Source organism: Paenibacillus sp. IHB B 3415 (assembly GCF_000802655.2).
Lineage (GTDB): Bacteria > Bacillota > Bacilli > Paenibacillales > Paenibacillaceae > Paenibacillus_AQ > Paenibacillus_AQ phytohabitans.
In genome coordinates this window covers 44,220-59,678 of the sequence record NZ_JUEI01000021.1, presented here as the reverse complement: position 1 = coordinate 59,678, position 15,459 = coordinate 44,220, and the positions used below count along the sequence as shown (strand labels likewise).

Sequence of the window (15,459 nt, the reverse complement as noted above, 5' to 3'; positions counted from 1 at the left end):
TCCATATTACGTAGAAAGAAGGGAAAAGAATGCGCAAACGCCTGAAAGGGGTAGCTCTGTTGCTGACTTCGCTGGTGCTTCTGCTCACGGCCTGCAGCGGAGGTGGGAATTCTGACGCTTCGCAGAACAATCTGAATACAGGGGCCGCCACAGATGACGGCAGCGGGATCAAGCCCGTTACCTTCAGCTTCTATGGAAACTACGATTGGCTTACGACCTCACCCTGGGGGGAGAACGAGGCGACCAAGTGGATTCAGGAGAACCGCAAGGTTACGGTTGAACCTATACAATCCGGAGGAGCAGCCGGAGAAAAGCTCAACACGATGATCGTTGGCGGTGATTTGCCGGATGTTATTTTTACGGACCGGGGGTCCTCAGTAGAACGGCTGGTGCAGGCAGGGCAGCTCGTTGCACTGGATGAATATTATGAGAAATATCCGAACTTCAAGAAATATGTGAAGGAATCAACCCTGAATCTGCTCCGTTCAGATGACGGGCAAATCTATCAAATCCCGAACTGGTATACCTCCGGGCAATTCGGCAACGGCGGGTGGATGGTGAATAAGGATATTTATAACGCACTCGGCAGACCGGCGCTGGAGACCTTTGATGACTTATATCAGTATTTGCTCATGGTGCAAGACAAGTACCCGGATATAGTCCCTCTGGAGGTTGGGGAGAAGGGGGCAGGTCTGGAAATTATGTATGGCGGTTTCAGGGAGAACTCCACCAGCAAGTTCGTTACACTCATGGGGCATCCGGAAGGCGACAAGCTGACATCTATCCTGGACGATCCCGCTTACGAGGAGATGGTGCTGTATATCAATAAGCTGTACCGTGAACGGCTGATTACGCAGGATGCGCTGCAGCAAACCCAGGATGCGGTCAAAGAGAAGGTCAATACCGGCCGGGTAGCGGTCATGGTTGAATCCAATATTACTACTTATGGAGCCGAGGGACACCGGGCATTGACAGCAAGCCATCCGGACAGCGGTTATGAGATTATTTGGCCGATCCATAAAGCCGGCATAGACAAGACCAAAGTATTTGTAAGCGGCTTTGAGACGCTGGGCTGGAACGTCAGTGTTATTACGAAAAAGGCCAAGGACCCGGAGGCTATCTTCGCTTACTTTGACTGGATTACGGGTCCGGAGGGACAAAAGGTGCTGTTCTTCGGCCCTAAGGGCTTATACTGGGATGAAGAGGACGCGGATGGAGCGCCCATTCCGAACGAGAAATACAAGACCACTCCTGCTAACGAGCGTACGGATACGATGAGGAAATTCGAGGACTTTAACTGGGCGGGAAATACGACCTTCATTGATACGGCGAAAATGAGCCTCGAGGCGCTGCTCTCCGCGAACCAGAAATCATGGGAGACCGTGGCGCAGTCCACAGTGACCTGGCAAACCGCGCTGGACATTACGGAATTCGTAAATACCGACCCGCTTCCCGATACGGAGACCGGCATCATCGCACAGAATGTCGCGGATATCTATACCCTTGCTTACGCCCAGATGGTTCAGGCGAAGTCGGACGAAGAGGTGCTGGCGGCACTGGAGACGGCTAAGAAGAACACCGAAAAGGCGGGGCTGGATAAGCTGCTTGAGTTCAGAACTGAAAAGTGGCAGGAAAATGTTAAGAAAATCAACGCTACGAAATAATTCTTGTTATATAGATTGAACTATAAAACTATAGAAGGATGAAGCAACGGAGGGGATTTTGGAACTGTAGGAGCGGAAGCGACCGCCTTTGTCACCGGATTTCTACCGCAAACTGCGGTTTAAATCAGGAAATCTGGGGACAACAGCGGCCGGAAGTCCAAAACTCACCGCAGTGGCGACTTATCCTTATATCAAAAATTTGAGTTCAAACTATATAGAAGTTCAATAAGACTATGATGTGGAGGCGAGAATATGACATTTGCACTGAGATCGGGGTTCATGGCAGTGCTGGGTATCGTGTTGGTTTCTTCGGTAGCGGGTGGTTCCCTTCCCCTGCCGGCCCAGGCCGAGCAGCAGAGCAATCCCCCTTTTGAGACGGAAGTGATTGTACGGACCGTGAACCAGTTCAAGAACATGGCGGATGTGCAGAATTTCATCGGGCTGTCCACAAGCTACGGGGTCGATGTCATCAGCATGAACGTGAAGCAGGATGAAGATGATGAGGTTCCGTCCGGCAGTGTATTTTATCAGAGTGATATCGCGCCCATTGCCCAGGGCTACCAGAATTTCGATGCCCTGCAGGCTGTCATTACGGCAGCTCATGCCGCAGGAATCAGGGTTCATGCCTGGATTCCCCAGTTCCATGACCAGCAGGCCTTCCTGGCACACGATGAATGGCAGATGCAGGCACTGGTGGACGGGGTTCAGACTCCGTTTACAGGCTCAAACGGCAACGAATATTTCGTCAATCCAATTCATCATGAAGTGCAGCAGTATGAGCGTTCCATCATTCAGGAAGTGATTGAGAATTATGATGTAGACGGCGTTGTGCTGGACTGGATCCGCTTCGACAATTACAACATGGACGTCAGTGATTATACGGTTGCAAAGTATCAGGCGGAGTTCGGGTATTCGCCGCTCAGCATTGACTTTGATACGGATTCGCCGCAGCGTCAGCAGTGGAACGAATGGAGAACCGAACAAATTGGACAGTATGTAGGCGATATCCGTGAGGATATCTCTGAATCCTCGAATCCGGATGTGCAGCTTGGTGTGTATATTTTGCCGCCGGAATTTACAGAGGTTGGACAGAATGTAGCCAAGTTCAAGGACGAGATCGACTTTGTCGCACCGATGGCGTACTTCGATGACTGGGAGTTCAACAGTGATTGGGTATACAGCACTTCCTACGGCATCCTGAAGGATACGAGCGACCGGATCAGCGGCAGTGATGCGGATATCGTAGCCACCTTGGATAATGACTGGACCGATGATCAATATCAGGAGGTCTACAAAGGCATCCGCGAGAATTATCCGGACGTGAAGCGCTTGTCGTTCTTTGCCTACGGGGCCTGGCCGGAAGATGAGCTGGCGAACATCCATGAACGTGAGACCTGGCCGACGCCAGGCTGGACGGCTCCGGTAGAGCAAGATTATCCGGCCCAGCTGCCCGCCGTGTGGAAGGCGCGGAATATCGGTTCCATGCCGGGGAATGCCACCTACAATGCTTCCAATAAGCAATTTACACTCAGCAGCAGCTCGACGGATATTTGGGGGAATGCGGATCAGCTGAATTATATATACCAGCCCGTGAGCGGCAATGCGGAGATTATTGTTAAGGTTCAGTCCACCAGCTGGCTGGACGGCTGGGCCAAGGCCGGCATTATGATCCGGGAATCGCTGGGCCATAATTCCAGGCACGCGGATATGATGCTTACCCCCGGGAATGGGGCGACCTTCCAGTATCGTGCTGAAACCGCAGGCGATATGACCGACCATACTGCGGCCGCCTCGGCTCCGAAATGGCTGAAGCTGACCAGAACCGGAAATACGTTCAAAGGGTCGATTTCGGCAAACGGGAGCAGCTGGCAGACGGTCGGAACGGTTCAGATCCCCATGAAACGCAAGGTGTATATCGGCATAGCCCTCAGCAATCCGGGGAATGATTCGCGGGGCAAGGCCGTGTTTGGAAATGTGAAGGTTACGGATTAAGCCTAAGCCTGAGAGCCGGGAGAACCAATATGAGCTATATAGTGAGGCTGAAGGAGGCGTGAATATGACTATGCCGCTACGGGAACGGCAGTATTACTTCCGGGACTACTACGATCAGGGTGAGGAGCTGGTGCTGGAAGGGCAGCAGCTGAGAATCGGGCTGACTTCAAAGTTCTCCATGATCCAGAAGTGGGAGTGGCCGCTTGCTGCGGATGGCCCGATTGTAATTATTGAACCGCCGCAAGAAGGAGAGGCACCCGCACCGGGCAATGCCACGCTGGAGCTTGAATATGAGGGATCGCTTAAGGCGGATGGCTACCGGCTGGACATCCGTATGGACGGCAAAATTACAATAGCTGCCTCCAATAAGAGAGGACTAAGGTATGGGATGGATGCTCTGCACCGGCTGCTGAGTATAGATGAAGGTAAGTGCCGGTTGCCCGTGGCTACAATTCACGATGAGCCTTCTTTTCCGGTCCGCGGCATTATTGAGGGCTTCTATGGCACGCCGTGGAGCTTTGACGACCGGATAGATGCTGTGCGTTATCTGGCTGCTCACCGCATGAACGCCTTCATGCATGCTCCCAAGGATGATCCCTATCACCGTGAGCTGTGGCGTGAGCCTTATCCTGAGGCTATGTTTGACCAGATTCGTGAGCTGAAGCAGGAATGCGATGCCCAGCTGGTGGACTTCTATTATTGCATTAGTCCGGGGAACGATCTGCAGTTTCGCAGTGAAGACGATTTTGCCAGTCTGGAAGCGAAGCTGAGAGCGATGATCGCCATCGGTGTCCGGCATTTCGCCCTGCTCATGGACGACATCGACTACGCATTGTCAGGGGAGAACCTCCATTACCTGGAGCGCTCCGGACTGGCGCATGCCTATGTGGCAAACCGTGTCTATGACTATTTAAGCCGTCAATTGCAGAAGGTTACTCTGGTGATGTGCCCCTCAGAATACTGGTCTAACTGGGATACCGAATATAAGCGGGATATCCGTGAGAAGCTGCATACGGACATCAAGATATTCTGGACCGGCTCTTCGGTCTTCGCCCGGCAAGTCGGAAGCAGGGATGCACGGAATAATTACAGCTATTACGGACATGAGCTGTGGCTGTGGGATAACATTCCCGTCAATGATGCCGACTACGACCGGCTGTTTCTGGACCCGGTTCGCGGACGTTATTCGCAGCTTGGTCAGACCGGGCATCAGGCAGTGGTAGCGAATCCGATGGTTCAATGGGAATGCTCCAAGATTACACTGAATACAATGGCCCACTACATGTGGAACAGTGAGCGTTATATGCCGGAGCTCTCCTGGGAGCTGTCGGTCCGGGAATTCGCCGGAGAGCTGGCAGAGGATATGATGTTCTTCTGCAGCCAGAATCTAAATAGCCAGCTCTATAGCGGCGGGTATGAGGAACTGAAAGAGGCCTTGCAGAGCAAAGATATCCCGAGGCTTGATTTGTATTTCGACCGCCTGGAGAGCGTCTCCTACCGGTTACTTGAAATGGAGAATTCCAAGTTTAAGGAAGAGGCAGGGCCCTGGCTGCAAAGAGCCCTGGCGGATGTAGAGCTGTGGAGAGCATTGCGGCAGAAGGTTGCCGGGACGCCTCTGCCCGGAGCCGATGAAGAATTGCACAAGCGGGCCGAAGCCTGTCAAGCCTTTCAGGTCCGGCTGGGGAGTGATCCCGCTTGGAAAGCCGCCGAAGCCTGGGGATTTGCTGTCAGGGAAGGAAAGAACGGATACCGGCTGACTTTGGAAGCGGAGGCTGGAATATAATCGGCAGAGCACAATATGGGCAGAGCACAGTGCCAAGCAGTAACGTAATAAGCCGTGCGTAAACGGTTCCCCTGACTCATCAAGCTTGCGGAGCTGGAAATATAGCGACCGTGCTTCAGACGACACGTTTAAGCCTTCCCTTACCCTTCGGGGTGGGGGAGGTTTTTTGGTATTTTAATTTTTGTAATGTGAAAAGTGAATGAAATCACAATCTATTTTTGACGGAGTGGTAAATTAAAGCTATCAAGTTAATCCGGGAGGATTTGTTATGACCAGATATGAACAACAAAGAAATTTTCTGAAATCCAATTTTCATGAATTCAAACATATTAAAACAGACAAGATCAAAGGAATTGCCCAGCCGCCAATTGTTAAGCCGTTTGATCCGGAATCACTAATTATTGATCTGCCGAAGGTTAGCAGAGATGTAGTGAGTAAAGAGAATATTTTTGATTGTATCGAGCAAAGAAGAAGTACACGCTTCTATTCTGCGGATACTTTAAGTCTGGAGGAGTTATCCTATTTATTATGGGCTACCCAAGGGATTACCGGCATGAGCAAGAACGGGCTTACGCTGCGGACCGTGCCCTGCAGTGGGGCGACACACACCTTTGAAACCTATTTAATGATTATGCGGGTAGAGGGCATTCCGCAAGGGATCTACAGATACCTTCCGATCGAGCATAAGATCCTATTTATGTTTGAATTAGATCAGTTGGAACAGAAGATTGATGCGATCACTTTGGATCAGCCCTTTGTCCCTAACTTTGCCCGCAAGGCTTCCGTGCTGTTTGCCTGGAGTACCACGCCCTACCGCTCCGAATGGAAATATGATATTTCCGCTCATAAAAAAATCCTCATCGATGTAGGACATGTCTGCCAGAACCTGTATTTAGCCAGCGAATCCATTGGTGCAGGTGCCTGCGCCATTGGCATCTATGATCAGAAGCTGATTGATGAGGTTTTAGAGTTAGACGGCGATGAGGAGTTTGTTATCTATCTTGGCGCAGTGGGGAAGAAACGGGAATAGCTGCCTTGACGAGTTGAAAGTATAGCTGCCGTCTTCTGGGGCGATGCGTTAAACCTTCCTTTACCCTTTGGGGTGAGGGAAGGTTTTTTCACACCATACTTGCAGTAATGTTGTACATATTGCAACTCTGAGACCTAGATATCAGGGGATTCCATAGGATTGTTGTATAAAATGCAAGAATTATCCCGTTAAGCCGCTTGGAGGAAGAGAAATCCTGCCTTTTATACAACAATTCTGGATTATGGCCGAGATGAGTAGGGGAATGTTGTATTTTGGGCAGGATTTTCACAAAAGGAACAAGTGAGGTCTGTGAGAATTATCTATTCTCAATAATATATTGGAAGTAGTCTGCTGCGCTCTGATTGATTTCTTCATCACTCGCCTGAAAGGAGGCTCCGAAGACCGCGAAATAGGGTAATGCGATCGCACCCACATGCACGGCACTGGCTTTAAAAGGGGCTATAACCTCATCTACAGTAAAAGAAACGGAACCGGCAGGCAGGTAATTTTCCTGCTTATCCCCAATGGACATAGCTATCCCCAGCTTCTTTCCTCTCAGCTTATTCCCGTTTGAGCCATACGCCCAGCCGTGAGTGAAGACGTCATCTAGCCACTTTTTCAGTAAAGGCGGGTAACTATACCAATATAAAGGGAGTTGAAAAATAATTTGGCTGTGTGCTTCGAGTAAACCTTGCTCTTTCGGAACATCAATGCTCCAGTCCGGGTACTCCTTATAAATCTCATGGACCGTAACTTCATCTGTATGATAAAGCAGCTCTTGTTTCCATCTTTTGTTTACTCTAGAATCTTCAATATTAGGATGCGCTAGGATCACAAGGGTTTTCATATTTAATCACCTTTCCGGCGGATATTGGTTTGGTGCAGCTGTTTATATTATTTTGGAAGCCAGTAAAAATGTAAATACACACAATAAAGTAACATGGTTACCTCAAAGTGTGCATTGGACTTCGGATCGTTATATGGCAAGATAGAAATCATTAGAGCAGGAGGTGGCAGGTATGAAACAATATCGTTTAGGCATAGAAGCAACGCTTGAAATTCTCGGAGGAAAGTGGAAATCGTTGATCATATGTAATCTAATATCGGGTGAGAAAAGGACAAGCGAATTACAGCGCAATATCCCGGGGATCTCGCAAAAGGTACTGATCCAGCAGCTTCGCGAACTTGAAAGAGACGGAATAATCGGCAGACATGTCTATAATCAAATGCCGCCCAAAGTCGAATATTATATAACGGAATATGGAACTACAGCCAATGAATTGATTGATGTAATGTGTTCATGGGGCAGAGCCAATATTACAATCCGACAGCAGCAGGGTGAAGATGTGGTGTTGCTGGAAACTAAGTCAAACGAAGAGTGAACCTGCGATGCACCGCTGTATAGAATGCCCGCCATTGACAATGGTTTGATATCAAACTATAATTCCTGTATGGAAACTAGAGATGTTATTTCATTGATCTCCAAGATCAGAGAGAAGGTTAACCGGTTCATTGTTGCAGAGATGGTGAAGCAGGGACTGGAAGGTATCGGCACCTCGCACGGGGACATTATTTATGCGCTGCTGCAGAAGCCTAGGCTTACTATGGCAGAGATCTCCGCCAAAATTAATAAAGACAAATCGACCGTCACGGCACTGGTTGATAAGCTGGTCCGGCTTGGCATGGTGACGAAAGAAAGGGAGAAGGAGGACACCAGGTTTGTGTACGTTGCTCTGACGGGGAAGGGAAGGGAGCTGGAAACGGTTTTTGAGGCGATATCCGCAGACATGCTGGAGCAGTTTTACCTCAATGTCACCGAACAGGAGAAGGAAGCGCTGCTGAGCATTTTAAGCAAAATTAATAACAACTTCTAAAAAATATATTATATAGTTTTATATCAAACTAAAATATTGAGGAGGACATACCCGTGAGAGATTACACGGCAGAATTGCCGCCGCATACAGAGAAATACATCGGAGAGAACGATCTGTATCTGCAGATATTTGCAGGAAGGAACCTTCCAGAAGACGCTGACCGCAGGCCTCCTTTACTATTCGTGCATGGTGCCTTTACCGGAAGCTGGATGTGGAGCAAATACATTCCCCATTTTATCCGTGAAGGCTGGACCTGTTATGTCATGAATCTGAGAAGTCATTACAGAAGCCGGGTGCTGGATATGACGGAGATAACCTTCGGGGACTATCTGGAGGATATAAGCGAGGTTATCGCTGAGTGCGGGGCTCCGCCTATTGTGATCGGGTTCAGCATGGGCGGGATTCTAAGCCAAAAGCTGGCGGAAACGGCAGATCCGGCCGGGCTCGTGCTGATCGATTCAAGTATTTGTAAGGAGGTTCATGACCGGGTGCCTTACCGGGACATCGTCCGGACACAACCTGGCCTCGTAGTGCCTGCTCCGGTTCGTGAGGAGCTGACGGGCATAGATGAATCGGCAGAGGATATAGCTTTTCAAAGAAAGTATCTGACTATGGAGTCCTCCAAGGCGTTTAGCGCTTTTTCTTATCATTACGGTGCGGACGGAATCCCGGTAGACAGCCGGTCCATTACTTGCCCTTGTCTGGTTATCCATGCTGTTAACAGTGCGGAGGACGACCGCCGGGGCAAAGTGAACGCAGAGCATTTTCATGCAGAATATAAAGGCCTGTGGAACACTACCCATACCGGTGTACTCGTAGGGCAGCGGTATCTGGAAGCAGTGGAGACTGTCCTCGACTGGTTGAAAAGAGTATTTTAACCAAAATAAGCATAAAGATCCGAGGTGACAAAATCTCGAATCTTTATGCTTTTTAAAAAGATAAGAATTTATATGCTTCGCGCAATAAATGTTCCTTATCTTTCTCGCTGAAAAGGTACCGTCCTATAAAAGGACGGCAAAGCCGTTTCTACTTGTTTGTTTATTGCTTGCAGTGGGCTATGAAATTCTCCAGCCACTCTATCGTTACCGTCTCGCGCAGAATTGCGCCATCCAGCACAAGATAATCACCGAAATTATCGCTGTCGAGTGGGGGGATGCTGTCATACCGCTCTTTATTCCTGCTTAAATGCTTCAGTCTCTCCTGATGCTGATGCAGCTGATGCTCCAATAGATGAATCCGGGTGGCTATATCCAGATTATTGGAGAAGTACATTCTCAGCCGGAACACATCTTTAGGCGTAGGCTCAAGCGGCTCTTCTTTTTTCAGCCATTGCAAAAAAGCTTTCTTGCCCTGCTCCGTAATCGAATACAGTTTTTTCTCCAGTATTTCTCCGCTAATTTGGATCTCGAATACAATAAGTCCCTCATCCAGCAGCTTTTTTAATTCCGGATAGATCTGACTGTGCTTGGCATTCCAGAACTCACCTAAATCCTTGCCGAATTCCTTACCTATATCATAGCCAGTCATTGGCTCTTTGTTTAATAACCCCAAAATTGCGTATTTCAAAGTTCTCATAAGCTTCGCTTCCTATACATATTCGTCATTTTCTACTTCGCTAGTATAGCATATTTAGCCAGTCGACAATAACATTTGTTACATATGCAAATAAACATGTTTTATTAAACATATAAAAATATACATGTTTGTATTGATATAAATAAGAGCCTGTGCTAATATGAAATCGGATTAGATGTGAATAAATTCACAATACGATTGATGAAGGAGAAGAAGATTGCAGTGGAACTTACAAAGAAGAGATGGATTATTCTGATTGCGAGCTGCTTTATTAACCTGTGTATTGGCTCAATCTACGCCTGGAGTGTGTTTGCTGCCCCGATGGCAGCGTATTTGAGCGGGCTGACAGGACTCAGCTTAACGCCGGGGGATTTGGCTATCGCTTTTACGATTACCAATTCAGTCGGTCCAATTACGATGATTTCAGGCGGATGGATTAATGACAGATTCGGACCTAAGCGGGTAATTCTGGTAGGTGGCCTGTTATTCGGGGGCGGGATGATATTGTCCGGGTTTGCAACCTCGGTTAGCTTCCTGGTCCTTACGTACGGCATCGTTCTTGGCCTTGGAACTGGCATGGTCTACGGCTGCACTATCAGTAACTCCATCAAGTTCTTCCCTGACAAACGGGGATTGGTTGGCGGAGTAACCACTGCTGCCTATGGATTAAGCTCGGTCATCATCCCTCCAATTGCCAATGGCTTGATTAGCTCGTCTGGAGTGAAATCAGCATTCTTAATCATCGGCAGCGCATTTCTTCTTATCATCTGCTCCGCTTCTTTCTTCATTGAGAAATGTCCGTCGGATTTCGTTCCGGCAGGCTGGACACCCAAGTTGCCGGGTACTGGCCGTTCTTTAAAAAGCGACAAAGACTGGAAAGGCATGCTGGCAAGTCCACTATTCTATGTAATGATCCTGTTATTAATCAGCGGTGCTTTTGCCGGACTAATGTGTACCTCACAAGCTTCACCTATCGCTCAAAAAATGGTTGGCCTGTCTGCGGCAGCGGCAACGACTGTGGTTTCTGTACTGGCTCTATTCAACACGGGCGGACGCATCCTGGCGGGCTATATTTCTGACAAAATCGGCCGGATCAACACGCTCACCTTTGCTTCACTCTTATCTGTAGTGGGGCTCACCCTGCTGTATATTTCAGGAGCTAATAGTGTGGCGACCTTCTATATCGGTATTTCTGTGATCGGCTTAAGCTTTGGCTCCCTGATGGGCGTATTCCCCGGATTTACTGCAGATCAGTTCGGTGCCAAGAATAATAGTGTGAATTATGGAATTATGTTTATCGGCTTTGCATTAGCGGGCTATTTTGGCCCGTCCATTATGAAGAATGTGTACAGTGCAGACGGCAGCTATCAGAGAGCCTTTGTGATTGCGGCCATCTTTGGCATCACCGGAATTATCCTGACCTTTGTCTATAAGTGGGCTGTCAAATATCAGGCGAGAACTGCTGCTAAGCCTCAGGAAGCTAGTATATAAAGAACAGAAGCAATGTAGAGAGAAGGAGAATGAAATCATGCATAGAAAATATCCGAACCTGTCTAAACCCATCACAATAGGTAATGTAACCTTCAGAAATAGAATGTTTGGCTCTCCTATGGGCGGAACCGATATTACAGCAGACTGTACGATTGGACCCAAATCCACAGCGTTCTATGAATTAAGAGCTAAAGGCGGCGCTGCCTCAGTTACAGTCAGTGAAGTTGTTGTACATCCCGAAACCGAAGCCTCCCATATGTACCATCTGGACCTGGGAACTGTAGATTCTCTTGCCAGCTTTACTTATACTGCAGATGCCATCCGCCGTCACGGAGCTATTGCGAGTGTGGAGCTATCCCATTCCGGACAGTATGCCGGTACATATCTGACGGACAAGAATAAGAAGCAGGAATTGGCCCAGTGGGGGCCCAGCCCCGGAGTACGCCCAGACGGCAGGGAAGTGAAGGAGCTTACACAAGCACTAATTGATGACATCGTAGCAGCCTATGGCAGATGTGCCGGACTGGCTAAGAGAGCCGGTTATGAGATGATTATGGTCCATGGCGGACATGGCTGGCTGATCAATCAGTTCTTTTCTCCGTACTTCAACCGTAGAACCGACAAGTATGGCGGAACTTTGGAGAACCGGGTACGGTTTGCCCAGGAGGTTCTTGACAGTGTCCGCAACGCCGTAGGCCCTGGCTTCCCTATCGAGTTCAGAATAAGCGGTTCGGAGTTGTTTGAAGGCGGATATGACCTTACTGAAGGTATTGAAATTGCCAAGCTTGTCGAATCAAGAGTCGACCTGCTGCATGTATCTGCGGGCACGTATCAGACCGGCTTCGGAATCACCCATCCGTCGATGTTCTTGCCGCATGGCAGTAATGTGTATCTGGCAGCAGAGATCAAGAAGCATGTAAGTGTCCCCGTTGCTACGGTCGGCGGTTTAAATGACCCGGCTCAGATGGAAGAGATCATTGCGAGCGGTCAGGCGGATGTGGTTGAGATGGCCCGCGCATTGCTGGCTGATCCAGAGCTGCCCCGGAAGGTCATGAGCAACCGTGACGAGGACATTATTAAATGTCTGAGATGCTTCACCTGTATGGCGGAGCGTGCAGAGACCTCTACAAGACGCTGTACGGTGAATCCGTTAATCGGGCGTGAAATGGACGGGACAGAAATTTATCCTTCGGCTAATCCGCGTAAGGTTCTGGTAGCGGGTGCTGGCCCCGGCGGGCTGTATGCGGCGATGACTGCTGCCAAACGCGGACATCAGGTCATTTTATGTGAGAAGTCAGATGATGTGGGCGGTATTCTGCGGGGAGAGCAGGCGCTGCCCTTCAAATATGAGATGTATGAGCTGGGAGTTACTCTCGGGAAATTAGCCAAAGACGCAGGCGTCGAGATCCGTCTAAATACACCTGTGACCCAAGCGTATGTTGATAATGAAAATGTGGATGCGTTAATTATAGCCGTCGGTTCCGCGGCCATTGTTCCGCCAATCCCGGGACTTGATGGTGATAATGTAGTTGTAGTTAATGACTACTATCTGGAGAAAGATAAGGTTACCGATAGTGTGGTTGTACTGGGAGGCGGACTGGCGGGCAGTGAAGCAGCGATTCACCTTGCCCAGGAAGGCAAAACGGTGCATTTGGTTGAGATGAGAACTGAGCTGGCACCGGATGCCAATATCAGACATCGCCCGATTATGCTGAAGGAGATCGACAAGCTGAATATTAAGGTTCATCTGGGATATAAAGGGTTATGTGTTACGCCAGAGGGCGTAGTTTGCCTGAATCCAAGCGGGGAAGAGCAGCTGATTCCGGGAACCTCCGTAATTTGTGCACTTGGACAACGGGCAAGAAGAGATATCGTAGATGAGTTAATTGATTGTGCTCCTTATGTGGCTCAGATCGGGGACTGTGTAAAAGCGTCAACGATCACTACTGCAATTTATCAGGGATATCATGCAGCGCTTGATATTTAGTTTGACACATATCCCCCCAGGGGGGATACTGGGTATAGATGTTTAAGACGGTTTTATACTATAGGATATGGGGAATTCCATTGGCAACAAAGCAAAGAACTGCGGTCATTTGGGCGATCCTCGCGGCTGCACTATATGCAATCAGCACGCCGGTATCCAAAGAGCTATTAAAGGAAGTTCCGCCAACGATGATGGCTGCGCTTCTGTATCTGGGTGCAGGTATGGGGATGTCGGTCATCGGGTGGTTTCGTTCCAGAAGAGAAGTAGAGAAGAGGGAAATGCGGCTGACCAGGCAAGAGCTGCCTTTTACAGCCGGGATGGTTGTCTTGGATATCGCCGCTCCTATCTTCCTGATGATCGGACTAACGGTGACTACTCCTGCAACGGTCTCACTCCTCAATAACTTTGAGATTGTCGCAACCGCGCTGATTGCCCTTCTGCTGTTCAAGGAGTCGATTAATTCAAGATTGTGGCTGGCGGTTATCCTCATTACAGCTGCCAGTATGATCCTTTCTGTCGAGGATTTCGGCAGTATTTCATTATCGTGGGGTTCAATATTTGTGCTGCTTGCAGCTGTTTGCTGGGGACTTGAGAATAATCTGACCTCCAAGCTGTCCGCCAAAGACCCGCTACAGGTTGTAGTGATCAAAGGGTTCGGTTCAGGGTTAGGCTCACTTGTCATCTCACTCATTCTCGGAGAAACTACAGATCGCATCGGGTATATCTTTGCTGCGTTGCTGCTGGGATTTGTTGCTTATGGACTGAGCATCTATTTGTACATATATGCACAGCGGTATCTTGGAGCGGCGAAGACCAGCGCTTATTATGCCATTTCTCCATTTATAGGAGTGCTGCTGTCACTGATCATGTATTTCGATTTACCGCCCTTTTCGTTTATTATGGCACTCATCATTATGATCGCTGGTACTTATTTTGCCTCTACGGACCGTAAGGGGACATGAAATAAATAAAAGGCCGCATGAACCGGATGATCCGGTTACTTGCGGCCTTGTTATTGTGGATTTTCAAGTGTGGGCTATAGTTCAATCTATATACATCCGGTTAGATTAATGGAATTTGACAGTCTTGATCCGTGATTCCTGTTCGTAAGTAAGCGGGCTTGGAGTTTGCGGTGTGTGCAAATGACGCTCTACGCTGTATTCCATTTTCCGGTAGTCTTCTTCTCCCGAAGCCATCCCAGGCTGCCACATTCCGGTTACCCAATTCTTCAGTTCCTTAATTCCTGCCAGCATTGCATTCATCCTCCTTGGCGATGAAATCCGATGGATAATAGGGTTTCAATCACTTTTGTTTACGCTTTCATTATAACACGGATAAGTTGAAAATCAAAGGTGTGTCCGTGTGAAATAGACAACAAAAGAGTACAAAGTGTGAAGTGGAGAGGGTCTGTGCTTTGTGAAAGGAATTATGTCCTTGTGGGAGAGACAATAGGCAATGAGGAATGGTAAAAGAAAAAGCGACTGCCGGAAATGGCGGCCGCTTATAACAAATTCCTGTAGGGAGAGCTTATTTTATACGTTTCAATGCGGCTTCCTGATCAATAGAACGTCTGGCCAGCATGTCCAGTGTAGCATCATGTACGGTTAATGTTTTGTCTATCCGCTCAAGAGTGTCCCGGGTTGCAATGACTTCAGCATTGACTTCGGATACAGCCTGCTGGATCAGCGGGATCAGCTTCGTATCTTCTTTGATGCTGTCAATATCAGCCTTCATTGTGCCAAGCTCGGACTTGACCTCGCTCAGATCAGATTTCATTCCCTGTAATTCCGTAAGAATCTGTTGCAAAATCGGATCGCTCATCGTCACAGCTCCTCAAATATGGATTACATCAGAAGCGGGCTCTTTGGATTATGTTTAATTATTATAGCATAAGACGGGGGGGCAGGCCGAGGAAAAAGAGCAAACTAGCTGAAGCGCGGCATTCCTGCCTGGAACAAAGAAAAATCTCTAATTATGAGTGTTTTTTACACTAATAATTGGGATATTTACCAATCGGCAAAGATGCTATATTGATTTTGGTAAGCGGTTGCATAAAAATCCTG

At 48.5% G+C, this 15,459-nt stretch carries 14 protein-coding genes; 10 read left to right on the top strand and 4 right to left on the bottom strand.

All coding sequences use genetic code 11. The features are described from left to right. The first annotated feature begins 29 nt into the window (after window positions 1-29). The 4 genes from QW71_RS11730 (at window position 30) to QW71_RS11715 (ending at window position 6,469) form a co-directional block, all read left to right on the top strand. Window positions 30-1,664, top strand: coding sequence for an extracellular solute-binding protein (locus QW71_RS11730; RefSeq protein WP_039297767.1), 1,635 nt, complete (start codon window positions 30-32; stop codon window positions 1,662-1,664). Between the two features lie 252 nt (window positions 1,665-1,916). Then, window positions 1,917-3,656: a family 10 glycosylhydrolase gene (locus tag QW71_RS11725; protein WP_039297764.1), complete on the top strand. Its 1,740-nt coding sequence runs from the start codon at window positions 1,917-1,919 to the stop codon at window positions 3,654-3,656. Between the two features lie 64 nt (window positions 3,657-3,720). Further along, on the top strand, window positions 3,721-5,439 hold the full coding sequence (locus QW71_RS11720; RefSeq protein WP_047013747.1) for a beta-N-acetylglucosaminidase domain-containing protein: 1,719 nt from the start codon (window positions 3,721-3,723) through the stop codon (window positions 5,437-5,439). A 268-nt stretch (window positions 5,440-5,707) separates the two neighbouring features. Next, a complete protein-coding gene (locus tag QW71_RS11715; protein ID WP_039297759.1) occupies window positions 5,708-6,469 on the top strand; it encodes a SagB/ThcOx family dehydrogenase in 762 nt (253 codons plus the stop codon). 316 nt (window positions 6,470-6,785) lie between these two features. On the opposite strand, the gene QW71_RS11710 is transcribed toward QW71_RS11715, so the two are convergent. Further along, a complete protein-coding gene (locus QW71_RS11710; protein WP_039297756.1) occupies window positions 6,786-7,316 on the bottom strand; it encodes an NAD(P)H-dependent oxidoreductase in 531 nt (176 codons plus the stop codon). A 172-nt stretch (window positions 7,317-7,488) separates the two neighbouring features. On the opposite strand from QW71_RS11710, the gene QW71_RS11705 reads away from it, so the two are divergent. The 3 genes from QW71_RS11705 to QW71_RS11695 all read left to right on the top strand — a co-directional run bounded on the left by QW71_RS11705 (window position 7,489) and on the right by QW71_RS11695 (window position 9,221). Beyond that, complete coding sequence (locus QW71_RS11705) at window positions 7,489-7,851, top strand: helix-turn-helix domain-containing protein (RefSeq protein ID WP_039297754.1); 363 nt, start codon at window positions 7,489-7,491, stop codon at window positions 7,849-7,851. 93 nt (window positions 7,852-7,944) lie between these two features. Continuing rightward, window positions 7,945-8,343 (top strand): MarR family winged helix-turn-helix transcriptional regulator, encoded by a 399-nt coding sequence (locus tag QW71_RS11700; protein WP_235441450.1) that lies wholly within the window; start codon window positions 7,945-7,947, stop codon window positions 8,341-8,343. 53 nt (window positions 8,344-8,396) lie between these two features. Continuing rightward, window positions 8,397-9,221: an alpha/beta hydrolase gene (locus QW71_RS11695; RefSeq protein ID WP_039297751.1), complete on the top strand. Its 825-nt coding sequence runs from the start codon at window positions 8,397-8,399 to the stop codon at window positions 9,219-9,221. Window positions 9,222-9,381: 160 nt separating this feature from the next. On the opposite strand, the gene QW71_RS11690 is transcribed toward QW71_RS11695, so the two are convergent. After that, window positions 9,382-9,918 (bottom strand): PadR family transcriptional regulator, encoded by a 537-nt coding sequence (locus QW71_RS11690; RefSeq protein WP_039297747.1) that lies wholly within the window; start codon window positions 9,916-9,918, stop codon window positions 9,382-9,384. A 222-nt stretch (window positions 9,919-10,140) separates the two neighbouring features. On the opposite strand from QW71_RS11690, the gene QW71_RS11685 reads away from it, so the two are divergent. From QW71_RS11685 to QW71_RS11675, 3 genes are all read left to right on the top strand, one after another. After that, a complete protein-coding gene (locus QW71_RS11685) occupies window positions 10,141-11,409 on the top strand; it encodes an OFA family MFS transporter (protein ID WP_039297745.1) in 1,269 nt (422 codons plus the stop codon). Window positions 11,410-11,446: 37 nt separating this feature from the next. Further along, on the top strand, window positions 11,447-13,396 hold the full coding sequence (locus QW71_RS11680; RefSeq protein WP_039297743.1) for an NAD(P)/FAD-dependent oxidoreductase: 1,950 nt from the start codon (window positions 11,447-11,449) through the stop codon (window positions 13,394-13,396). Window positions 13,397-13,476: 80 nt separating this feature from the next. Continuing rightward, window positions 13,477-14,358, top strand: a complete 882-nt coding sequence (locus QW71_RS11675; RefSeq protein WP_039297741.1) for a DMT family transporter — start codon at window positions 13,477-13,479, stop codon at window positions 14,356-14,358. 105 nt (window positions 14,359-14,463) lie between these two features. Here QW71_RS11675 and QW71_RS11670 read toward each other — a convergent pair whose 3' ends face one another. Together QW71_RS11670 and QW71_RS11665 are read right to left on the bottom strand one after the other, a co-directional pair. Beyond that, window positions 14,464-14,649 carry a hypothetical protein gene (locus QW71_RS11670; RefSeq protein WP_039297739.1) on the bottom strand — a complete coding sequence of 62 codons (186 nt, stop codon included), beginning with the start codon at window positions 14,647-14,649 and terminating at the stop codon, window positions 14,464-14,466. Between the two features lie 274 nt (window positions 14,650-14,923). Continuing rightward, complete coding sequence (locus QW71_RS11665) at window positions 14,924-15,217, bottom strand: hypothetical protein (RefSeq protein ID WP_039297736.1); 294 nt, start codon at window positions 15,215-15,217, stop codon at window positions 14,924-14,926. Between the last annotated feature and the right edge of the window lie 242 nt (window positions 15,218-15,459).